Source organism: Bacteroides caecigallinarum, assembly GCF_016902295.1.
Taxonomy (GTDB): Bacteria; Bacteroidota; Bacteroidia; order Bacteroidales; family Bacteroidaceae; genus Phocaeicola; species Phocaeicola caecigallinarum_A.
Genome location: NZ_JACJLQ010000002.1, coordinates 25,049 through 46,066, shown reverse-complemented (window position 1 = coordinate 46,066; position 21,018 = coordinate 25,049). Strand labels below are relative to the sequence as shown.

Annotated in this window: 23 protein-coding genes and 1 pseudogene; 11 read left to right on the top strand and 13 right to left on the bottom strand. The window is 39.4% G+C overall.

Features of this window, described 5'->3' with window-relative positions; translation table 11 throughout:
* Positions 1-78 precede the first annotated feature (78 nt).
* A complete protein-coding gene (locus tag H6A27_RS01095) occupies positions 79-1,401 on the bottom strand; it encodes an McrC family protein (RefSeq protein WP_204507380.1) in 1,323 nt (440 codons plus the stop codon).
* Entirely contained in the window at positions 1,385-2,593 is a 1,209-nt protein-coding gene (locus tag H6A27_RS01090) for an McrB family protein (protein ID WP_204507379.1), read from the bottom strand. Before H6A27_RS01090 ends, H6A27_RS01095 begins: the two co-directional genes overlap by 17 nt.
* A gap of 231 nt (positions 2,594-2,824) precedes the next feature.
* On the opposite strand from H6A27_RS01090, the pseudogene H6A27_RS01085 reads away from it, so the two are divergent.
* Positions 2,825-3,268 (top strand): annotated as a pseudogene (locus tag H6A27_RS01085) (NanQ anomerase/TabA/YiaL family protein).
* Here the strand turns inward: H6A27_RS01085 and H6A27_RS01080 are convergent.
* Positions 3,255-3,425 (bottom strand): hypothetical protein, encoded by a 171-nt coding sequence (locus tag H6A27_RS01080; RefSeq protein ID WP_204507378.1) that lies wholly within the window; start codon positions 3,423-3,425, stop codon positions 3,255-3,257. The pseudogene H6A27_RS01085 and the gene H6A27_RS01080 overlap by 14 nt on opposite strands.
* 62 nt (positions 3,426-3,487) lie before the next feature.
* Between H6A27_RS01080 and H6A27_RS01075 the strand changes: the two genes are divergently transcribed.
* Both H6A27_RS01075 and H6A27_RS01070 read left to right on the top strand, forming a co-directional pair.
* Positions 3,488-4,177: a radical SAM mobile pair protein A gene (locus H6A27_RS01075; RefSeq protein ID WP_204507377.1), complete on the top strand. Its 690-nt coding sequence runs from the start codon at positions 3,488-3,490 to the stop codon at positions 4,175-4,177.
* Complete coding sequence (locus H6A27_RS01070) at positions 4,150-5,025, top strand: radical SAM mobile pair protein B (protein ID WP_204507376.1); 876 nt, start codon at positions 4,150-4,152, stop codon at positions 5,023-5,025. The genes H6A27_RS01075 and H6A27_RS01070 overlap by 28 nt, the downstream gene beginning before the upstream one ends.
* 6 nt (positions 5,026-5,031) lie before the next feature.
* On the opposite strand, the gene H6A27_RS01065 is transcribed toward H6A27_RS01070, so the two are convergent.
* The 5 genes from H6A27_RS01065 to H6A27_RS01045 form a co-directional block, all read right to left on the bottom strand.
* A complete protein-coding gene (locus H6A27_RS01065; RefSeq protein ID WP_204507375.1) occupies positions 5,032-5,946 on the bottom strand; it encodes a helix-turn-helix domain-containing protein in 915 nt (304 codons plus the stop codon).
* A gap of 12 nt (positions 5,947-5,958) precedes the next feature.
* The gene (locus tag H6A27_RS01060) at positions 5,959-6,198 is read right to left on the bottom strand and encodes a FeoA family protein (protein ID WP_204507374.1); all 240 of its coding nucleotides are present in this window, start codon (positions 6,196-6,198) and stop codon (positions 5,959-5,961) included.
* A gap of 2 nt (positions 6,199-6,200) precedes the next feature.
* Complete coding sequence (locus H6A27_RS01055) at positions 6,201-6,863, bottom strand: cation diffusion facilitator family transporter (RefSeq protein ID WP_204507373.1); 663 nt, start codon at positions 6,861-6,863, stop codon at positions 6,201-6,203.
* Between the two features lie 68 nt (positions 6,864-6,931).
* On the bottom strand, positions 6,932-7,768 hold the full coding sequence (locus tag H6A27_RS01050) for a helix-turn-helix domain-containing protein (protein WP_204507372.1): 837 nt from the start codon (positions 7,766-7,768) through the stop codon (positions 6,932-6,934).
* Positions 7,761-8,201 carry a Fur family transcriptional regulator gene (locus H6A27_RS01045; protein WP_204507371.1) on the bottom strand — a complete coding sequence of 147 codons (441 nt, stop codon included), beginning with the start codon at positions 8,199-8,201 and terminating at the stop codon, positions 7,761-7,763. Before H6A27_RS01045 ends, H6A27_RS01050 begins: the two co-directional genes overlap by 8 nt.
* A 174-nt stretch (positions 8,202-8,375) precedes the next feature.
* Here H6A27_RS01045 and H6A27_RS01040 point away from each other — a divergent pair, with 174 nt between their 5' ends.
* Both H6A27_RS01040 and H6A27_RS01035 read left to right on the top strand, forming a co-directional pair.
* Entirely contained in the window at positions 8,376-10,310 is a 1,935-nt protein-coding gene (locus H6A27_RS01040; protein ID WP_420867832.1) for a heavy metal translocating P-type ATPase, read from the top strand.
* Between the two features lie 14 nt (positions 10,311-10,324).
* Positions 10,325-11,104, top strand: a complete 780-nt coding sequence (locus H6A27_RS01035; protein ID WP_204507370.1) for a Cof-type HAD-IIB family hydrolase — start codon at positions 10,325-10,327, stop codon at positions 11,102-11,104.
* A 175-nt stretch (positions 11,105-11,279) separates the two neighbouring features.
* On the opposite strand, the gene H6A27_RS01030 is transcribed toward H6A27_RS01035, so the two are convergent.
* Positions 11,280-11,654 carry a winged helix-turn-helix transcriptional regulator gene (locus H6A27_RS01030; RefSeq protein ID WP_204507369.1) on the bottom strand — a complete coding sequence of 125 codons (375 nt, stop codon included), beginning with the start codon at positions 11,652-11,654 and terminating at the stop codon, positions 11,280-11,282.
* A gap of 169 nt (positions 11,655-11,823) precedes the next feature.
* Here H6A27_RS01030 and H6A27_RS01025 point away from each other — a divergent pair, with 169 nt between their 5' ends.
* The 4 genes from H6A27_RS01025 to H6A27_RS01010 all read left to right on the top strand — a co-directional run bounded on the left by H6A27_RS01025 (position 11,824) and on the right by H6A27_RS01010 (position 16,138).
* A complete protein-coding gene (locus tag H6A27_RS01025; RefSeq protein WP_204507368.1) occupies positions 11,824-12,216 on the top strand; it encodes a nuclear transport factor 2 family protein in 393 nt (130 codons plus the stop codon).
* A 2-nt stretch (positions 12,217-12,218) separates the two neighbouring features.
* On the top strand, positions 12,219-12,758 hold the full coding sequence (locus H6A27_RS01020; RefSeq protein WP_204507367.1) for a flavodoxin family protein: 540 nt from the start codon (positions 12,219-12,221) through the stop codon (positions 12,756-12,758).
* Between the two features lie 214 nt (positions 12,759-12,972).
* Positions 12,973-14,529, top strand: coding sequence for a sulfatase-like hydrolase/transferase (locus tag H6A27_RS01015; protein WP_204507366.1), 1,557 nt, complete (start codon positions 12,973-12,975; stop codon positions 14,527-14,529).
* 139 nt (positions 14,530-14,668) lie between these two features.
* Positions 14,669-16,138, top strand: a complete 1,470-nt coding sequence (locus H6A27_RS01010) for a PepSY domain-containing protein (RefSeq protein WP_204507365.1) — start codon at positions 14,669-14,671, stop codon at positions 16,136-16,138.
* A 177-nt stretch (positions 16,139-16,315) separates the two neighbouring features.
* Here the strand turns inward: H6A27_RS01010 and H6A27_RS01005 are convergent, their stop codons facing one another.
* Both H6A27_RS01005 and H6A27_RS01000 read right to left on the bottom strand, forming a co-directional pair.
* Positions 16,316-16,684, bottom strand: coding sequence for a winged helix-turn-helix transcriptional regulator (locus H6A27_RS01005; protein WP_204507364.1), 369 nt, complete (start codon positions 16,682-16,684; stop codon positions 16,316-16,318).
* 109 nt (positions 16,685-16,793) lie between these two features.
* Entirely contained in the window at positions 16,794-17,243 is a 450-nt protein-coding gene (locus tag H6A27_RS01000) for a cupin domain-containing protein (protein WP_204507363.1), read from the bottom strand.
* A 425-nt stretch (positions 17,244-17,668) separates the two neighbouring features.
* Here H6A27_RS01000 and H6A27_RS00995 point away from each other — a divergent pair, with 425 nt between their 5' ends.
* Positions 17,669-17,995, top strand: a complete 327-nt coding sequence (locus H6A27_RS00995; RefSeq protein ID WP_204507362.1) for a hypothetical protein — start codon at positions 17,669-17,671, stop codon at positions 17,993-17,995.
* Positions 17,996-18,000: 5 nt separating this feature from the next.
* Here H6A27_RS00995 and H6A27_RS15085 read toward each other — a convergent pair whose 3' ends face one another.
* Positions 18,001-18,261, bottom strand: coding sequence for a hypothetical protein (locus tag H6A27_RS15085; protein ID WP_239469519.1), 261 nt, complete (start codon positions 18,259-18,261; stop codon positions 18,001-18,003).
* Between the two features lie 47 nt (positions 18,262-18,308).
* Entirely contained in the window at positions 18,309-18,746 is a 438-nt protein-coding gene (locus H6A27_RS15080; RefSeq protein ID WP_239469518.1) for a hypothetical protein, read from the bottom strand.
* Positions 18,747-19,001: 255 nt separating this feature from the next.
* Between H6A27_RS15080 and H6A27_RS00985 the strand changes: the two genes are divergently transcribed.
* Entirely contained in the window at positions 19,002-20,993 is a 1,992-nt protein-coding gene (locus H6A27_RS00985) for a DUF4954 family protein (RefSeq protein WP_204507361.1), read from the top strand.
* Positions 20,994-21,018 lie beyond the last annotated feature (25 nt).

Sequence of the window (21,018 nt, the reverse complement as noted above, 5' to 3'; positions counted from 1 at the left end):
ATAGCACTTTTAATATTTGTCCAATTCTATTTAGTCTAAAATATTCAATAACAATCATCTGATTAAAACGATTAGCTCTTAAGTTTCCATGTGCTTTATGAGCAATTCCTCTGATAATCGTATTTTGGTAATAAAGTCATTATAATTGTTTGCGTCTTGTGGTATCTTAAATAAATATGTGTGCAATTCCGCATCATTGTTTTCTCCATATCCTAATAGATGATATTTTTTTACTATATGTTCCTTGTGCGTTGGGTGAATAAGAATACCATATTTACCTTTCAGACGGTACATATACGTTATAATCTGGTGAATATCATCTCTTTTTTCAGTTTCCGCTTTATATTTTGCATCGATGACGATACTGTCATGTTCTCTATAAAAATCAAGATAACGTGGAAATTTGTTGGTATTCGTCAAGTGTATTCTTCCTATACCTTTCCTGTTGTCTGGATGTTTGAAACCTTGTCTTGTAAGGATGGTTGCGAGGTATTCTTCCCATAAATGGGAAACATCAAACAAAATACCATGTATTTTATTTTCGTTCTGACCGTATTTTATCTTTTCGTGTCCCAATATCCGCAAACAAAGTTTCTGAAGCGGAGCATATCGGATATAAAAAGGATGGTTCGCTATTTTCAGATTATTTTTTATTACCTTCTCCCTGTCTTGACGTTTATAGCGAGTTGTGGCAGCCAAGATTTGTGCAACATTGGAACGTGTTTCGACATTGATTTCCATTAATTCCCTTCCAAATTTCGTTGTACAGATATATTCAATTGTATGACGTATCAGCTCGGTCACATTATTGTCATGGCTGAATTCACGTGTACGATAGGCTATACGACCATTGAATGGCATATTCCTTTTTATATGCCTGTTTATGTCTATCACACCCCTGATATTCGTATCATTATATTCATTTCGTTGATATTCTTTATATAGTCCCTGTGCTAACGCATCGTTAAGTAACTTAGGAAACAAATAAAGCAGAAAATCAAAGACTTGCTCATCTTTTATCCCATGTTGAAGACTGACCACATTTATGTTCAGTACCTTTTGAAGCATATAATGTAGAAAGAAGTCTTCATCCGTATTTCTTGAAAAACGTGAATGTATGGAAACAGACAATCCGTTTATTCCAATAAAACCTGCCACATTACCGGTTTCAAGATTAACCTTTGTACATTTATTCCCGTTCCACGTAGCTTGTAATGATATCAATTGTTGTTTACCTAATTTATCTTCACATTCTTTGAAAGAATACGGATAAATGAGTATGCTGTTGTCATATTCATCTGCCAATTCTGAAATGTTACGGTTTGCAATGTTCTGTAACAACAGAACATCATTAAGATTATCTGTTGTTACAGAATATTTCGAGTTATCCTTCAGTACCATAGATATCTTGATTAAAATAAACTCGTTCCAGTATCTTCAAGTTTTCCATTGCATTAATCGTTCCTCTCAGATATTCAAATAGTACTCCTTTCAGATGATTGTTCCATAAGTTTTCGTAAGCTTCTTGCTTGTTTGTATGTTCTTTATTCAAATAGAGTGACAGCTTACTGAAATAAGAGCCACCAATATGGTATGCGGCACTTAATCCTTCTATTCCAGTATTGTTGTCTTCATCCCATATAACCTCATTAAGACGTTTCATAATGCTTATTATTTCGTCTTTCATGTCAGACAGTTCTTCATCAAGCATTCCGGTATTTTCATTTGCTTTTACATCTATCCAGGCAAAACGGCGGCGCATTGCAAAGTCCATACTTTCCACACTGCGATCTATGTCATTCATAGTTCCAATGATGTAAACATTTTCCGGAACATAAAATCCTTCGTAAAAAGGGTCCGATTCGTCTGTAATCAGATTCTGATATTGTGTTTTCACAAGACCTTTTTCTCCACGATAACCTGGGTCTATGCTGAAGAAAAGTTCACCGAAGATTTTGGAAATCTCACCACGGTTTATTTCGTCGATGATGAAGATATAATTACCTATATTAGGAGTGATTGTAATGTTGCTCTGTAGGTAATTGTCAAGTATATAATTTCCTATTGATTTAAGATAAGTATCATTTGGAGGACATATTTTACTTATTAAATAATTTAGTAACCTGTTGTCTGAGGTACTCCAACTTTTTTGTCCACTTTTATTTTGTACACAAATAATATTCTTATCATCAATATACGTGTGTATAATAGTTTCACTTCTAAAACTTTTTATTTTAATGAAGTTTATTTTTAATTCATTTTTAAATCGTTTTATAGCATTTTTATAATCATTGGAGTCTATTGTATTCCATTTTCTTATTATAGCCTTCTTGCAAAACTCCTTAAACACCCCATCCTTCCTTTCAAAACCAATATTCCCATTTTTGTCAGGTGGAGTAGGACGTAACCCCTCTACGAAATCCGTATAATCATAAGATGGATGAAATTGAACAAATTCGTATTCAGCTTCCATCTTTTTAGCAATAGCTTTAGCAAGATGAGTCTTTCCTGTACCAGGTGCTCCTGTAAGTATAATATTCTTATTAGCTTCTAACAATTGTATGTATTTATCGAGCTTGTCACTGTTTTCCATATTTGAAGTTTTTATATTATATTTATGATGTATAATTCATTAACTTGTCAAAGTTATAAAAAATACTATAATCCATCATATTATTAAAAGTGTTTAATATCGAAACTCATTTTTAAACCGGAGATTTTGCATTTAATATCTCTAATTCTCAACATATTCTTTTCTTAATATAGTGGTTATTCCTTATCTTTTTCTTAATTTTGCATTATCTGAATTAAAAACATTACGATTATGATTATCGACAAACTTGAAAACATTGGAATGTATGTCTCTGTAAATCCGCTGTTTGCTCAGGCTATTGAATTTTTGAAATAAACAGACCTTAATGCTCACGAACTTGGTAAGGTAGTGCTGAAAGAAGGCGAACTGTTCGTTAACTTTGCAGCTGCAAGACCAAAGACTAAGGATGATGCAAAAATCGAGACACACAATAATTTCATCGACATCCAGATTCCTCTTACCAGCACTGAACTAATGGGATATATGCCAAGAACAGATCTCGCTGAGGCTGAATACAATGCGGAAAAGGACGTGACTTTCTATCCCGGTCATGCTACTGACTATCTGACTGTTAAACCAGGTATGTTCGCTATCTTCTTCCCTGAAGATGCTCATGCTCCTGGTGTCACAGAAGTTGAACTGAAGAAAGTTATTGTAAAGGTTAGAGTGAAATAAGATATCGGTTTCCATTTACGGACCATTTGATAACGGAAGAATAGGCAAGCATTAGGCTGTCTGCCTGTTCTTCCGTTTCTGTTTTTAATTGATTTCTCTGTTTCTTCATCGTATCTGCAATATTTCCGCCTGTCCTTATCAAATTGGTATATTTCATTGCTGTTATGGTACATTTTCAGTGTTTATTATGGATTAATTTTACAGGAAAATATAAGTAATATGACTGTGTGTATTAAATCTCTGATTCAGAATATGAATATTGTTATAGGTTGTACTATAGGGTGTAACTACTGTTATGCCAGGTGTAACTGCAACAGGTTTCATATGACTGATGATTTCTCAAAACCGGAATATATGGGCAGGAAGTTATATCTTATGGATAATCCGAAATCACATGTATGGTTTCTCACCGGAATGAGCGATTTCTCTGATTGGAAAACAGAATGGAATAATGAAATATTCAATCGTATATCTATTAATCCTCAGCATTCTTACATATTATTGACCAAGCGACCTGAACTTATTGATTTCAGAACAGACGATGAAAATGTGTGGATGGGTGTGACTGTAACCAGGGCGTCAGAGAAAAAACGTCTTACAGATTTAAAGAAACATGTTAAGGCTAAACATTATCATGCCACATTTGAACCTCTTTTTGAGGATATAGGCGAAATTGATTTTAGAGGGTTTGACTGGGTCGTTATAGGAACAGAAACCGGAAAAAGAAAAGGGAAAGTTGATGCCAGGCCAAAGTGGGTATTACATATAGCTGAACAAGCAAAAAAATGTAATATTCCTGTTTTTATGAAAGAAGATCTTTTGCCTATTATGGGTGAAGATAACATGATTCAAGAATTACCGGAACAATTTATTAAAAAAGCATGGAAAAAGAAATCATCAGGGAAATAGAGGTGCAAAGCGTGATGACCAAATCGTCTTTGCCGGTTGGAGGATTCTCTGTCAATCCGTACGTGGGATGTCCTCACGCATGTAAGTATTGTTATGCATCGTTCATGAAACGTTTTACCGGTCATACGGAACCATGGGGAACCTTTCTTGATGTGAAGCACTGGAAACCTATAGCCAATCCGCATAAATACGATGGTCAGAGGATTGTTATCGGTTCTGTTACAGATGGATATAATCCATACGAAGAGGAGTTTTGCAGGACTCGCAGACTTCTGGAAGAGCTGAAAGGTACAAATGCCGAGATAATGATATGTACCAAATCCGATTTGGTTTTGCGTGACCTCGACTTGCTTAAGAAGTTCCCGAAGGTTACAGTTTCATGGTCTATAAATACCTTGGACGAACAGTTCCGCATGGATATGGACCGCGCCGTAAGTATAGAGCGAAGGATTGAGGCTATGAAAAAGGTATATGAAGCAGGAATACGTACCGTGTGTTTCGTGTCGCCTATATTCCCGGGTATTACCGATGTGAAATCCATTATCGGGCGAGTCAAGGATTTTGCCGATTTGATATGGCTTGAAAATCTAAATCTTCGGGGTCAATTCAAGGGTACCATCATGAGTTATATTAGGGAGAATCATCCGGATGTTTATGCCTTGTATGATGAAATCTACAATAAGAAACGGATGGACTACTGGGAGTCCCTCGAAAAAGAGATTTCAATGTTCGCAAAACAAAACGGTTTCCCATACATGGTTAATGACTTGCCATACGGGCGTTCAGAGAAAGGAAAACCTGTCATAGTAAATTATTTTTACCACGAGAAGATAAGGTTGAATCAGTAACACTGATTATATTGACTTGATTGATGCCACAAATTCACTGATGGTCTGTCCTGTCATCTGCTTGAAGAAACGCATCAGATGGTTAGGTTCAGAGAAATGCAGGCGGTAGGCTATCTCTTTTACAGACATGTCGGAGAAAAGAATATCGTTCTTCACTTCCTGCAGCAACCGCTGTTTCAGCAGATGTACAGCCGACAGACCGAACTCTCGCATTACGGCCTTGTTCAGTGTCACCCTGCTGACGTTCATCATCTCCGCATAATCCGATACATGTGTCTTCTCTGAAATATGTTTTTCCAGCAGTTCTTTATATTGGTATGCGTAATTGTTCTGTGGAGGTGCGAAAGGAAGGTTGAAATGCCTGGCATAGAATCTGTTCAGTAACAGCAGAAACTGATACAGACATGCCACAATCATGTGGTAGCTGTCGGCAATAGGATTATGCAGCTCTCTTTTCATCTGTTGCAGGATAGTCAGGTATGTAGCCATATCTTCCTTCGGCATATCGAAAAAAGTTGGATAGTCATGCTGGTAGCAATACAGTAGTCTGTACATGAAGTATTTGTCGGACAGGAAATTGTTGATGAACTCCTCCTGAAATATTAAGAATGTATAGTCCAACTTGTCCAGGCTGACATGCCATTCCTGAATCTGGAAAGGGGATACTACAAGTACCATATTAGGGTGCAACTCTATCTTTCTGCCCGACAAAAGCATATAGCCTTCTGCTTTACGAAAGAAATAAAACTCAAAGAAATCAGTTTTATACCGTTTTTCAAGATTGAACCATCCCGGCTTTTCTGAACTTTCCGCCGTATTAAGAAGAAAATCCACTCCGCATGAACTTTTGGAGTATTTCAGCAGAGAAATGTGCTCAGCCGTTTCTGCCGGATAAATGCCATACGATTCTTTATGCCTCATAACAATTGGTTTTTACTGCAAAGGTAGTTCTTTTTTGGTTATTTCTATCAGTGAAGCAATTTCCGGTGTAATGGCAATTTCTGAATTTAGGATTCTATATACCACAGGACTTCCTAAAGGTGCATATCTGACAGCTTCAATTGTTTTGCCTTTTATGAATCCCATTTCCGACAAACGTTTTCTTAACAGTCCTTGCCCATTGATTCTTTTTATAATCCCTTTTTCCCCTTTCTTTAATTCTGAGAGTTTCATTATTATCTGTCGGCTTTGGATGTAAGTATTTTTCCTGTATCAAAAAGCAGGTTCTTCGACCATCGAATTATTACTGCGGAACATACAACTGCCACAAGTGTGTCAATCCACGTAATATCCCATATCATAGCACATATCAGTCCGAAGATGGCTCCAAGGCTTGTCAACGCGTCAGCCACTACATGCAGGTATGCCGAATGACGGTTATAGTCTTCGTGCTGATGCCCCTTATTATCATGCAATACGAATGCGCATATTATATTTACCACCATTCCTATGGCTGCCACAATCATGGCTTCCGTATATCTAATCTCAATGGCAGGAGTGAAGAAACGTTCTGCCGCCTCTATGATGATGAAAACAGCGAACAGTAATAAAAGGATTCCGCTTGTATAGGCCGAAAGCGACAGTACCTTGTCGTTGTCAACATTGTTTACCTGCTTTTTCTGCAATCTGCGTACTAATGCGTATGCACCCCAACTAAGACCTATAGCCAGTACGTGCGAGCCCATGTGAATGCCGTCGGCAAGCAGCGCCATTGAGTTTGATAACAGTCCGAATATTATTTCAAGTACCATTGTCGTAGCCGAGAATATCACTACAAACGCAGTCCGTTTTTCACCTTGAGATTTTTCCGGTGATAATGATTCATGTTTATGTCCCATATCATTGTTGTTTTTATTTTGGTGCAAAGATATGGAACATACATTGTGATGAGATTACACAAAACATCTCATTTTTGGTACATTTTATTCATCATGATTCTGAATTCATTTGGCGTAGTGCCTGTATGGCGTTTGAAGAAGCGTGAGAAATAGGACAATTCATTAAAACCTAACTTATATGCAATTTCTGAAATGTCATTATCCGTACGGAGCAACAGCCTTTTTATCTCCAATATCAAGCGTTCGTTTATCATCTCCAATGCGGATTTGTTGAGATGCTTTTTGCTTAGGACGTTAAGATAATTAGGACTGCATCCCAATTGTCCGGCATAATATTGTACCTGGTGCTCTTTTGCGAATGAACTGTCTATTAGAGATTTGTATCTGTTCAGAATATCCGGTATGATTGATGTGGCCGAATTGTTAATGCCTATTCTTTCAAGTTCCAAAAGCAATGTATGTATTTCCGACTGGATTATAGCTGTTGAGTTTACGAGATTCGAGACGGACTCTTGGTATATCTGATTGAATAGAGCGCGGATACGGACTTTTTCATCTTCGTTCAGGTCCTTGCAGACAGGAATCAGCTTTTGTAAATCAGTAGAGTAGGGTATCATGAAATCTTCTGTAAACTGCAATGCGGAATATCTCATTTTCCCTTCGGTACATAGAAAATGTACTTGCTCCGGCTTTATGAAGAAAATTCTGTCTGGTATTATCTGATACTCTTCAAAGTCTATGGTATGAGTTCCGTTTCCATCGTGTATCCAGTAAACGGCATAAAAGAAATGACGGTGAGAGAATGTAACCTCAACATTCTCGTCGTCCACTATCTCACGTTTAATATTGAAATCTTTATCCTTCACGTGAGAATGGCCTATCTCCAGACTTCCTATTTTATCCATGCTGATTATCCTTATGTTTTCTGCTGCACTCGGGACATTCGCCCTTTATTACAAACGATACAGAATGCATGGTAAATCCTTGTTTCAGCTCAAACGCAGGAAATGGAATGTCATCCATGCAGAATGATTTTCTGCACGACTCACAATAGAAATGTATATGTGCGTCGGATTGGTTACACACGGTTTTGCTTGTGCACAGCTCATAGTTCAGAATCCCGCGCCCGTCCTCGAATGAATGCACTATGTCGTGCTCAAGGAACAGTGTCAACACACGGAATATGCTCGACTTGTCCATCGTGGCAAGAATATCCTCAAGGTCTGTCAGACTCAAGGGACGGGTCTGTACTTTGAGTGCTTTCAGAACAAGTATTCTGTTTGCTGTCGGTTTTACTCCCTTAAGCTCCAGGCTGTCAGCTAAATCATTAGTTTCCATCGTCTTTTCTGATTGTTTGTTTTCATCGCGGCAAAGATATAAAAAAATAAGTACATTTGTACGCCTGTCCGTTTTTATGCAACCCGGTTGCATATACTCCCGCAAAGTTTTTATGCAACCAGGTTGTATAAAATCCATTTTATATTTGCGTCACGAAACAGAAAGATTTGAATTATGACAGAGAATAATGAACATGTACACGACCATAAGCACAATCATGCGCATAGTGGTCTGAGAGGAAAGATTACCCTTATTGTAATCACCTCGTTGTTGCTCATAGTGGCGGCAATAATTGAGAAATACGGTAACTTGTCAACCTTGCAGTTACTGTTTGTTTATCTTGTGCCTTATCTTATTGTCGGATACGGGACATTAAAAGAGGCATGCGAAGGTATAGCCGGAGGAGATGTGTTTAATGAACATTTTCTTATGGCTGTCGCTACCATAGGAGCCTTATGTATAGGTTTCCTCCCCGGTGCTGAGACTGAGTATCCGGAGGCTGTATTCGTTATGCTTTTCTTTCAGGTAGGCGAGTTGTTTGAGAGTTATGCCGAAGGAAAGAGCCGCGACAGCATTTCGCATCTTATGGACATACGTCCGGATGTGGCAAATGTGGAGAGAAATGGAAAAATCGTTACAGTTTCTCCTCAGAAGGTCAATGTAGGCGAAACAATTGTTATCAGACCAGGAGAGAAAGTTCCTTTGGACGGAATAGTTGTAGAGGGTACATCGTCACTTAACACCATAGCGTTGACAGGCGAGAGTATGCCGCGCGAATTGTCGGTTAACGATGAGGTTATGTCCGGTTGCATAAACCTTACGGGAGTTATCCGTGTTAAGACCACAAAGAGTTTCGGAGAAAGCACTGTGTCGAAAATCATCAGTCTCATGGAAAATGCCGATGCCAGCAAGTCGCGCAGCGAATCGTTTATAACACGTTTTGCACGTGTATATACTCCTATAGTGGTTATAGCCGCACTGTTTCTTGCCGTTATTCCGCCGCTGTTTTCACCGTCGGCCTTTATGGAATCGTTCCCATTATGGCTCCATCGTGCCCTGATATTTCTGGTTGTGTCCTGTCCCTGTGCGTTGGTAATCAGTGTCCCTCTTACATTTTTCGGTGGACTTGGCGGAGCTTCACGCCGTGGTATCCTTATAAAAGGAAGCAATTATATGGACACACTTTCAAAGATTGGTACTGTTGTATTCGACAAGACCGGAACACTCACACGAGGAGAATTTGCCGTTGAGGCTGTCCATTCGGACAGGTTCAACGAACAGGAGTTGCTGCATCTTGCCGCACATGTGGAACATTTCTCTACACATCCCATAGGTGAAGCCCTTCGTTCGGCTTTTCCAAACGAGGCGCACGACGGTTGCCCGGTAACTGACGTGGAAGAAATAGCCGGACATGGAATAAAGGCAAATGTGGCAGGACGTACGGTGTGTGTGGGCAATCAGAAGATGATGGACAGTATCGGTGTGAAATGGCATGATTGTCATAGGATAGGTACTATAATACATGTGGCTGTAGATGGAGAATATGCCGGCCATATCGTAATAAACGACCGTATAAAGGAAGATAGCCCTGAGGCAATAGCTTCACTGAAAAGGCTGGGAATAAGTAAAACTGTGATGCTTACCGGTGACCGTAAAGAAGTGGCTATGGATGTGGCTGGCAAGCTTGGAATAGATATCTGCCATGCGGAACTCCTTCCGGCAGACAAGGTGGAGCATGTGGAGGCTCTTCTCTCGTCTGTAGATAAAGGAAAGACTCTGGCCTTCGTGGGCGACGGAATAAACGACGCTCCTGTGCTTAAACGTGCCGATGTGGGTATAGCTATGGGCGGACTGGGAAGCGATGCTGCCATAGAGGCGTCCGATGTTGTTCTGATGGACGACAAACCTTCAAAAATAGCCGAGGCGATAAGTATCTCAAGGCGTACGATAAGGATAGCCCGCGAGAATGTCTGGTTTGCGATAGGAGTGAAGATAGCAGTCCTTGTACTAGCCTCTGTAGGTCTCAGCACAATGTGGATGGCTGTATTCGCTGATGTTGGTGTTACGGTTCTTGCCGTATTCAATGCCATGCGTGCATTGCGTAATTAATTTTGATATAACATATGATAAAAGCTATATTCTTCGATATTGACGGAACACTGGTGAGTTTTAACACCCATCGTATTCCACAGTCTGCCATAGATGCTATTTCAATGGCCAAGGCAAAAGGTGTCAGAATTTATATCTCCACCGGACGTCCTTTATCTCTTATAAACAACCTTGACGAAATAAAGCATCTGATAGACGGATATATCACAGCCAATGGAGCATTGTGCTTTTCAGACGGCAAGATAATATCATGTACACCTATCCCGAAAGAAGATGTATTGACGGTGTTGAGGTTTTCAGACGATATGAAATTCCCGTGTATGGTGGTAGGCGAGAAGGACCTTACCATGTACAATAGCGACGAGAGGACAGACCGGATATTCCGCCAGATGCTGAATGTACACAATATGAGGGAAGACAATAATGTGGAACAGATTCTGCAACAAAGAATATTGCAGCTTACGCCTGTCATTTCTGTAGCCAAGGAAAAGCAGATTATGCCGTACCTCTCCGGATGTGTTTCATCACGTTGGTATCCGGACTTCGCTGATATTACTGCCACAAATGCCAATAAGGGTAACGGTCTTCTGGATATTATATCGCACGAAGGTATCAGTATAGATGAAACAATGGCCTTCGGAGATGGAGGTAATGACTTGTCGATAATAGAAAAGGCAGGATTGGGCGTTGCTATGGGAAATGCTAATCAGGCTCTCAAAGAAGTGGCCGATTATGTTACGTCATCTGTAGATGAAGACGGTGTGTATAATGCCATGAAGAAATTTGTACTTTAAGCCTGAATAAAATCATGAATGACCTTACATTTTCTCTATATACAGATTGTGTTTTTATATATATAGATTGTTTATATAAAAATATAACTTGTATTTATATAAATATAGGTTGTATTTAGAGAAAATGAAAAGGAATTTTGCACTTGTCGAGCCTGTAGAATAAACTTCTGTCAGGCTAATTCTCTGTTATATCATTTGAAATAGCTTTCCCATATTTTCTGATAAATAAATTTTCATTCTTATTACCCCATTCAATCATGGCATCAATAATTGGTATCAATGTCAGGCCTAATGATGAGATGGTATATTCCGAACGTGGAGGTAATTCAGGGTATATGGTTTTCGTGACCAATCCGTCTTCCACCAGTTCTTTTAACTGTAAATCAAGTACACGTGGAGTGGCTTCAGGAAATATTTTATGAAGTTCGCTCGGACGTAATGATTTGTTTCGCAATTCATCTAGGATGCATGATTTCCACTTTGAACCTATAAGGCTGATTGTCAGCCTTAAAGGACAATCCAAGTCTACCGGTATTTTTCTTTCGTACATAAGTCTATGGAACTGAAATTTATTATCACTCAAAAACAAGCGTAAAATTACAAAACTATGATATGATGAAAAAATTTTCATATACCGAAAAATTTTTCGGTACTTGTGGAAATAACAACTACCCTCTAACTTTGTGCCATTATGATTACTGACACATAAACCTATAATTATGAGAGCGAATATAGAGGAATACAAGGCTGTAGAACTTGCGGCCATGAATTTTGTGAGGAGTGTTGCAGAAGGCAACAGTTCGTATGCTAAACATCTTTTTATAGATGAAGCTGTCCTGTTCGGATATTTAGACGGTCAGTTGGAACATGGCAGTATAGAACAATTCTACAGGAATGTAGACAATGTTGGTCCGGACAGCGGTTTCAAGGCGCGTATAGACGTAATCGATGTGGAAGAGACACTTGCTGTAGTTCGTGTTTTGGAGGAAAACTGGGGTGGACGTATAGATTTTACTGATTATCTTCTACTTATGAAGATTGGCGGTGAATGGAAATGTGTGGCAAAAGCCTATAATCAGAATTCAAATACAATAAAAAATAAGGAGAAGTAAATATGAAAATTACTGTTATTACAGGTAGTCCGAGGAAGAATGGAAATAGCCTTGCCATGACACGTGCGTTTATAAAAGAAGCTGAAAAGTGCGGTCATACTATTAATCTTTATGATGCTGTTTCAATGAATATAAGTGGTTGTCATGCGTGCATGACTTGTTATAAGACCGGGAGAGCATGCACATTCAATAAAGATTTTGATGCTATAGCATCTTCTATTCTTGATTCGGATGGAGTTCTGTTTGCCATGCCTGTCTATTGGTATTCTATTCCGGCACAAATAAAAGGAGTAATTGATTGCTTATTCTCGCTTGTAGTTGGGGAGAAGAATGTATCCGGAAAGAAGTGGGGCCTGATTACTTGTTGCGAGGAAAATGATATGTCTGTAATGGATGGTGTAAGAATACCAATGGAGAAGACTGCTTCCTTGTTGAAATGGAATCTTGCAGGTGAAGTTCTGATATCGGATGTCTTAAATGAAGGTGAGATTGAGAATACTGATGGATGTCGTTTGGCTACAGAACTTGCCCATAAATTTTGATTGTATATTAAAGGTAAATGGAATCCTAAAGAAGAGATAACATTTACCTTTTTATATGAAGTAAGATTTGAATTCTGATTAGAACTAATGGAAATATTCTTATTTATTATGTCAGTATAAATAAAATATATTATTTTCTTTGGCGTAATTAATGCATTTTTAATAATATTTCGTATCTTTGTACACATATATCATTTAAACTAAATCTTACCTTATGGAAAAAACCACTTTTCACTTGGGATTGATTTCAGCTGCAGCGTTGCTTAGCGCATGTTCCGGTGGCGGTTCAAAGAATCAATCTGAAACCAAACAGAAAAATCCTAACGTAGTATTCCTTATAGCAGACGACCTTGGAATAGGCGATCTTAGCTGCTATGGTGCAACAAAAATCCAGACTCCAAACATTGACAGATTGGCAAGTCAGGGACTTCAGTTTGCAAATGCTTATACTACATCTTCTACAAGTACTCCAACACGCTTTGGAATACTTACCGGTATGTATCCTTGGCGTCAGGAAAATACAGGTATCGCACCGGGTAATTCTGAGCTGATAATCAATACTGAATGTACAACTATGGCCGACATGTTCAAGGCCGAAGGTTATGCCACTGCAGCAGTAGGTAAATGGCATCTCGGACTTGGCCCTAAGGGAGGAACAGATTTCAACGGACTTATCAAGCCTAATACTCAGGATATAGGTTTCGACTATGAATACATTATTCCGGCTACGGTTGACCGTGTGCCATGCGTGTTTGTAGAAAACGGACGCGTGGACGGACTTGACCCTAATGACCCTATAACTGTCAGCTATGACCATAAGGTAGGAGACTGGCCTACAGGTAAGGAAAATCCTGAACTTGTCAAGCTTAAACCAAGTCAGGGACACAATAATACTATCATAAACGGTATTCCTCGTATAGGATGGATGACAGGCGGTAAGTCTGCACTGTGGGATGATGAAAAGATTGCTGATATCATTACACAGAAAGCTAAGGACTTCATAGTAAGCAACAAGGACACTACATTCTTCCTTTATATGGGAACTCAGGATGTACACGTACCTCGTGTACCGCATCCGAGATTTGCAGGAAAGAGTGGTTTGGGCACTCGCGGAGATGTTATCCTTCAGTTAGACTGGACAGTGGGCGAGATTATGAATACTCTTGACAGTCTGAATATCGCTGATAATACTATCTTCGTATTCCTGAGTGACAATGGTGCCGTGATAGACGACGGTTATCAGGATCAGGCTCGCGAATTGCTGAACGGACATACTCCTATGTTGAATTATCGTGGTGGTAAATATAGTGCATACGAGGCCGGTACACGTACTCCATTGCTTGTAAGATGGCCGGAGAAGATTAAACCAGCCGTACAGGAAGGACTTTATTCTACTGTCGATTTCTTTGCATCATTCGCAGGTTTGTTGGGATATGAAATTCCTCAAGGACAGGCTCCTGACAGCCGTAACTATCTGAATACTCTTATCGGAACAGATACTAAGGGATGTGACTATGTAATCCAGCAGAACCTGAACAACACGCTTTCTATCGTTAAAGACGGTTGGAAGTATATTGAGACTAGCGACAAGCCTGCATTGGAATTCTGGACCAAGACAGAACTTGGCAACAGCAAGGAAGTACAACTTTATAATGTAGTTGACGATCCTTCTGAAAAGAAAAATGTAGCTAAGGAAAATCCTGAAAAGACACAGGAACTTGAAAAAATCCTGATGGCAGAAAAGAACAAGTTTGAAAAGACTAAGATGTAATCAGTCTTTTAATAATCTGAATAAGCAACGCCCGATGAACGTAGTATTGACGTTTGTCGGGCGTTCTGTTTATGCCCCTGTTGTATGGAATAGTGATTATATTTATTTTTGCACCGGATTTCAATATTGATATTGTATAATGAAACGCATCACATGGAAAAAACATCATAAATGGTTCGGCATAATATTCGCATTCTTCATGCTTATGTTTTGCCTGAGCGGAATAGTGCTAAATCATCGTGAACTGGTGGCGGATATAAATATTGACAGAAGTTTTCTTCCGGCAGATTATAGATATAATAAATGGAATATGGGGCTTCTGCGAGGTTCTATAAAATATAGGGATAAAGTGTTTATATATGGAAACAGCGGAATCTGGAAGACTGATTCAATCGGACTGCATGTGTATGATTTTAATGCCGGACTTCCCATAGGTGCTGATTTCCGCAACATCAAGGCTATGGCTCATACTCCGGACGGCTCTCTTTTTGCAGCGGGACAATTTGGACTTTACAGAAATGATGGAGAAGGATGGGATAGTACCTCTCTTATACTATCAGCCCACGAACGCATATCGGATTTGGTAATGAAAGGGGATACTATGGTGGTAGTGGGCCGTTCGTATCTCTACACTTCCGTCACTCCCTATAATGAATTCAGCCGATTGGAATTAAAAGCTCCTGAAGGTTATGACGGTAAGGTTTCGCTCTTCCGTACAGTATGGCTTATGCATAGCGGAGAGATGTTCGGTACTCTTGGGAAACTGGTTATGGATACTGTGGCAGTGATACTCATAGTGTTGTGTTTTACAGGGCTTGCTTACTGGCTTCTCCCTAAATATATCAAGAGAATCCGTATGAGCGGTAAAACAGCAAAAGGAAGTACTCAGCTAATGAAGTCATCAATCAACTGGCATGACAAACTTGGTAGATATACTTTCATTATACTTATATTCGTGGCTTTCACAGGGTGGTGTCTCCGTCCGCCTGTACTTATAGCACTCGTTTCTTTCCGTACTCCGGCTATACCTTTTACAACTGCCAATAGCGACAATGCCTGGAACGACAAACTGCGTATGCTTCGTTATGATACAGAATTTGGAGACTGGCTCCTTTCTTCCTCCGAAGGTATTTTCTATTTGGCTACATTGGAATCCGTTCCTGTGAAATTAGAGAATGTTCCTCCGGTAAGTGTCATGGGGCTTAATGTATGGCAGAAAGATTCCTTTGGCAATTGGCTGTCCGGTTCTTTCAGCGGAATGTATGTTTGGGACAGAAGCAGGCAGGTTTCTACAGATTATTTTACAGGTGAGACAGCGAAAAATGTTGCAGGTCCTCCATTCGGGAAATATGCCGTATCGGGCTATTGCGATAATATTAGAGAAAAAACTTTCGTAGTGGAGTATTATAAGGGAACGACAGCTCTACATATGCCCGAAAATCTTTCTTCTCTGCCTATGTCGTTATGGAACTTTGCGCAGGAGATACATACAGGGCGTATATACACCGTCCTTGGTCAGGGCACTCTTGTCTATATCTTTTTTGCCGGAATGGCAGCTATGTGGTGCATATATACAGGCTTCGTCATAAGGAGAAAAAAGCGTGGGTAAATAATAGTTTCTGGAGCATATATTAATGTGTTGTAATGAAAAATTTGCAATTTTGTTTGTAAGCCTGAATATTATTATTTTGCGAACAATATTCAAACATACTATTAATGGCGAACAAAAACTATACAGAGGAGCAGAAATGCTCTTGCGGGGGAAAGTGCTGATATTGATTGATATTTATCTGGCAGAATTCTTCTTTCTGTCATTAAGAATATCTTCAAGGTTATTTTTTGCCCATTCAATAAGTCCCTCTATGTGCGGAATGACAGATTTTCCTCTTTCCGATAGTGAATATTCCACACGTGGAGGAACTTCAGCATACGATTTCCTTAGAATGTATCCGTCTTCTTCCAATGTACGCAATGTAGATGACAGCATTTTCTGCGAAATATCAGGGATATTGTGTCTTAATGAGTTAAACCGCATAGTGCCGTTCTGATACAGCATGAAGAGAATCAGCATCGACCATTTGTCGCTTATTCTTGCCAGAATGTTGCGTATTGGGCAGTCAGAAAACAGCTCTTCCTTAATATTTGTCTTTGTCATGGTGTGAATTTTAGTACACTGCAAATGTAACTAAGTTTTTATGAAAAATATTATAATCCGGCAAGTTCCCTTTCAAAGGTTTCATAAACTTCCCGGATTATTCTTTATATTACCATTTCACCTGTTCCTGCAGGATTACTCCGTCATTCGCATCTTCACTATTGAATGTATTTGCCTTGTACTGTATGCATAGCATTACCAGTGGCGTATCGCCGTTATTGCGTACCGAGCGTTTTCCATCCGGAGAAACACGGACAACTGTGCCTTCTGTTATAGGGAATATTTTGTCGTCAACCTGAAATTCTCCATTTCCACTCAGGAAGAAGTACAGTTCCTCATGACTCTTATGAGTGTGCTTGAATCCTGTTTCAGTTCCAGGCTGGAACATCTGGAAAGAAAATTCGCTACCTGTACATCCTAATGCTGTTCCGCAGAAAACCTTTCCCGGTATTTTGATTTCCGGACCCATTTCGAGAACATATTCATTCAACTGGCTTAATTTACCTAAATTTACGGCGCAGAAATTTTCTGCTGAGATTAGTTTTTCAATCTGTTTCATTTTTCCTTGTTTTTACTTTGTGATACATTATCGTTTAGAGTACTCTTTTTCTCTTTCTCTTTGCAAATGTAGCTTATAACATCTTATAAAACAAGAAGTTACATTAGGGATACTAAGTAACCCGGAGGTTAGAAATACAGATAAACAGGGCGTTATGGAATAGAAAAAATTAGAAAAAAATCAGAGATTATGATTCGACAATTCATTAATGAATTAGTGTGAGATTATCAATAAAATATTACATTTGCACCAAAAGTAAATACTATGGATGAAAAAGAATGTTTGGAACAGCTGAAAATCAGTGTAGAAAGTGTATTGGGTAAGAAATCACGATAGACTATAACGAATCCATTATAGGCAACATAAAGAATCTTGACTCCATCTTGCAATGTTTTAACTATCCGGTCAATAAATCGTCCACTTCAATGGCATACAATGATTATGCATACAAGTATTTATGCACAGACGGAGTTGAAGACCAGGAATACTGGAAACTGAAACTTGGCAAGCGAATCAAGAAATTCACAAAAATAACACATATCCGCCTGACCGGAATAGACAGTGATACAGTGTATTGTGAGTTTACAAGAAAAGTCAAGGAGGTATATCAGGCATCTGTAAAGATTAAGGACAACAAGATTTTGGTTACTTCCATAGATTTTGAGGGGCTAAACTTATCTCCGGCGAATAATCAGGGATGTATAATAGGCGTGTGTTACGGCAGAGGGCAGGAGTGCTCTTCAATGCCGTAACACTTTTATAGAATAAAATCTAATGATTGTTTTTCCAATTCAATTTCATATTGTTTGACAAGTGCTTCATAACTTAAAAATGAAACTCGTCTCTGGGCGTTTAATTCTTTAAATGCATGAAATCCCATTTTATATTCAAATTCTTGTTTACGCTTTATGTCGGCTACAATAACCATCCTTGCATGGAAGTCTTGTAAGTCATAGAATTTTAACAAAGAATTTTGGATGTCAGTTGAATGCTCTATCTCAAAAAAAGAATCTGGCATGTTTCGAGCATTAAACCAAATTGTGTCAATAGTAGAACTGCGTTTTATCAATTGAGGATATGAATAGTTGGTAGCTCATTGAGTGTGGAAAGTTCTTGTAGCTTTTGTCCGTTATAGAATTTTTTATTCTTATCTTGGTTGGGTATAAAAGTCTGCATATTATGAAACTTTCCTATTATAAGCAGGATACCTTGATAGTAAGTATGATTGAAATTGCAGACTTCGGCAGAGTTTTTGTTTTTATCCGTATCTACAATTATTCCACTATCTTCAAGTTGCTTTTTGTATTTTTCAAGTCCATATAATCCTGGTTTTATTTTATAAATCCCTTTCGTTTGTTGAACTATACGACGGATACTTGCAAAAGGAGTCTTTGTCTTCCATTCACAATCTTTTATTTTAAAAACTTCTTTATTTAGTTCTCCCAATGTAGCAACTCCGCCAAGTGTTTCCAATGTTTCTATAACCGCTTCATATTGTTTCATATAGTATAGTTATTATGATCTTCCTATTAATAATTCATTTGTTGTTCATTCTTGCGGAAGGAAGCTGAAATATGCTTTAAAATCCAAAATATTACGGGGTATTCAACAGTTGTAATATTCTGCAAAAATAAAAAAAACTCGCTCAATTACGGATGGATTTGGGAAGAATAATGTCAAAATGTTCTGTTACTCTCTTGTATGCAATGAAATATGTCGTTATCTTTGCCTTAAGAATGAATACAAGAAATGAATTTTATGGAACATACTTTTAGAAATCTCACGGAGGCTGAGATTGATACACTCGTAGCACAGGGATGTTGCGCCGAGAACTGGTCGGACGTAACTGTGGTAGAGAACTTTGACGCTTCAAAGATATGGCATGTAAGAATGTCCGGCAAGATTAGGATAGGGGAGTTGAGCGGTGAGTTTACACTTGCCGGGGGAGTAAAGAAATCTTCAGGGATAAGGAATGCCACACTGCATAACGTTACTATAGGCAACGGTTGCTGTATAGAAAATGTAAAGAACTATATAGCTAATTATGTAATATCCGATAGGGTTTTCATAGAGAATGTCGATTGTATGGTTGTTGAAGGACGTTCCACTTTCGGGAACGGTACCGAAGTGTCTGTGCTTAGTGAAACCGGTGGACGTGAGGTAATAATTCATGACAAATTATCGGCTCATGAGGCTTATATCGCTGCCATGTACAGACATCGTCCGGACCTGGCTGCCAAGATGAAAGCTCTCGTTATGAAGTATGCCGGCGAGATAGCATCGGAATACGGATATGTAGGCCGCGATGCAATGATTGTAGATACAGGATATATCAAGAACGTACGTATCGGAAGTTTCTGTAAGATAGAGAGTGCGGGACGACTTAAGAACGGTAGCCTGAACAGTAACGAAAGCGCTCCCATCCATATAGGTTACGGAGTAATCTGCGATGATTTCATCATCTCCAGCGGTTCGCATATCGAAGACGGTACTATGCTCACAAGATGTTTCGTTGGTCAGTCGTGCCACATGGGGCATAACTATTCGGCATCCGACTCTCTTTTCTTCTGCAACTGTCAGGAGGAAAACGGCGAGGCATGCGCCATCTTTGCGGGTCCTTTCACCGTCACTCATCATAAGTCAACGCTTCTCATTGCCGGAATGTTCTCGTTCATGAATGCCGGTTCAGGTTCAAACCAGAGTAACCACATGTACAAGCTGGGACCTATCCATCAGGGAATCATGGAGAGAGGAGCAAAGACTGCCTCAGATTCTTATATCCTTTGGCCGGCACGTATCGGAGCATTCTCGCTCGTTATGGGACGCCATGTGGCTCATCCTGACACCACAAACCTGCCTTTCTCATACCTCATCGAGGAGAAGAATACCACATACCTAATGCCCGGCGTAAACCTCCGCAGTGTGGGAACCATCCGCGATGCCCAGAAATGGCCTAAGCGTGACAACAGAAAGGACCCTTGCCGAATGGATAAGGTGAACTACAACCTCCTCAGTCCATATACCATACAGAAGATGTTCAAGGGACGTCAGATATTGAAAGACCTTGCAAGGGTATCGGGCGAGACATCGGAGACATATTCATATCAGAGTGCAAAAATCAAGAATTCATCACTCAACAAGGGTATAAAGTTCTATGAGACAGGTATCACAAAGTTCCTCGGAAACTCGGTGATTAAACGACTGGAGATTACGGAGTTCAAGACTGATGAGGAAATCCGCGAAAGACTGAAGCCTGACACAGCGATAGGTACAGGAGAGTGGGTTGACGTATCGGGACTGATAGCTCCGCGTAGCGAGATAGACCGTCTGATGGCAGATATTGAGAGCGGAGTGCTGGATTCTGTAGAAAAGATAGACTCCCGCCTGACAGAAATGCACAACAATTATTATACTTACGAGTGGACATGGGCATACGGCAAGATGCTTGAATTCTTTGGCCTGAATGCCGGTGAAATCACCCGTGAAGACATTATCCGTATCGTAGAGAAGTGGAAGGAAGCCGTGATAGGCCTTGACAGAATGGTTTACGAAGATGCCAAGAAGGAGTTCTCGCTTTCTGCCATGACAGGATTTGGCGCTGATGGAAGCCGTGAAGAACAAAAGCTTGATTTTGAGCAGGTTAGAGGAGATTTTGAGGGAAATCCTTTCGTAAATGCTGTAGTAGAGCATATCAAGGTTAAAGGAGAATTGGGTGACGAGCTTATATCAAGAATGGGCAGAGTGGGTTGATTATTGTTTTTTTCATAAACAATGC

Coding starts and splice junctions, on each gene's coding strand:
- H6A27_RS15085 (WP_239469519.1), bottom strand. CDS start 18,261: ATGCCAGATTCTTTTTTTGAGATAGAGCATTCAACTGACATCCAAAAT.
- H6A27_RS01050 (WP_204507372.1), bottom strand. CDS start 7,768: ATGGATAAAATAGGAAGTCTGGAGATAGGCCATTCTCACGTGAAGGAT.
- H6A27_RS01010 (WP_204507365.1), top strand. CDS start 14,669: ATGAAACGCATCACATGGAAAAAACATCATAAATGGTTCGGCATAATA.
- H6A27_RS01095 (WP_204507380.1), bottom strand. CDS start 1,401: ATGGTACTGAAGGATAACTCGAAATATTCTGTAACAACAGATAATCTT.
- H6A27_RS01025 (WP_204507368.1), top strand. CDS start 11,824: ATGAGAGCGAATATAGAGGAATACAAGGCTGTAGAACTTGCGGCCATG.
- H6A27_RS01030 (WP_204507369.1), bottom strand. CDS start 11,654: ATGTACGAAAGAAAAATACCGGTAGACTTGGATTGTCCTTTAAGGCTG.
- H6A27_RS01060 (WP_204507374.1), bottom strand. CDS start 6,198: ATGAAACTCTCAGAATTAAAGAAAGGGGAAAAAGGGATTATAAAAAGA.
- H6A27_RS00995 (WP_204507362.1), top strand. CDS start 17,669: ATGGCATACAATGATTATGCATACAAGTATTTATGCACAGACGGAGTT.
- H6A27_RS01005 (WP_204507364.1), bottom strand. CDS start 16,684: ATGACAAAGACAAATATTAAGGAAGAGCTGTTTTCTGACTGCCCAATA.
- H6A27_RS01075 (WP_204507377.1), top strand. CDS start 3,488: ATGACTGTGTGTATTAAATCTCTGATTCAGAATATGAATATTGTTATA.
- H6A27_RS01035 (WP_204507370.1), top strand. CDS start 10,325: ATGATAAAAGCTATATTCTTCGATATTGACGGAACACTGGTGAGTTTT.
- H6A27_RS01065 (WP_204507375.1), bottom strand. CDS start 5,946: ATGAGGCATAAAGAATCGTATGGCATTTATCCGGCAGAAACGGCTGAG.
- H6A27_RS01055 (WP_204507373.1), bottom strand. CDS start 6,863: ATGGGACATAAACATGAATCATTATCACCGGAAAAATCTCAAGGTGAA.
- H6A27_RS01090 (WP_204507379.1), bottom strand. CDS start 2,593: ATGGAAAACAGTGACAAGCTCGATAAATACATACAATTGTTAGAAGCT.
- H6A27_RS01000 (WP_204507363.1), bottom strand. CDS start 17,243: ATGAAACAGATTGAAAAACTAATCTCAGCAGAAAATTTCTGCGCCGTA.
- H6A27_RS01015 (WP_204507366.1), top strand. CDS start 12,973: ATGGAAAAAACCACTTTTCACTTGGGATTGATTTCAGCTGCAGCGTTG.
- H6A27_RS00985 (WP_204507361.1), top strand. CDS start 19,002: ATGGAACATACTTTTAGAAATCTCACGGAGGCTGAGATTGATACACTC.
- H6A27_RS15080 (WP_239469518.1), bottom strand. CDS start 18,746: ATGAAACAATATGAAGCGGTTATAGAAACATTGGAAACACTTGGCGGA.
- H6A27_RS01020 (WP_204507367.1), top strand. CDS start 12,219: ATGAAAATTACTGTTATTACAGGTAGTCCGAGGAAGAATGGAAATAGC.
- H6A27_RS01040 (WP_420867832.1), top strand. CDS start 8,376: ATGACAGAGAATAATGAACATGTACACGACCATAAGCACAATCATGCG.
- H6A27_RS01080 (WP_204507378.1), bottom strand. CDS start 3,425: ATGAAATATACCAATTTGATAAGGACAGGCGGAAATATTGCAGATACG.
- H6A27_RS01070 (WP_204507376.1), top strand. CDS start 4,150: ATGGAAAAAGAAATCATCAGGGAAATAGAGGTGCAAAGCGTGATGACC.
- H6A27_RS01045 (WP_204507371.1), bottom strand. CDS start 8,201: ATGGAAACTAATGATTTAGCTGACAGCCTGGAGCTTAAGGGAGTAAAA.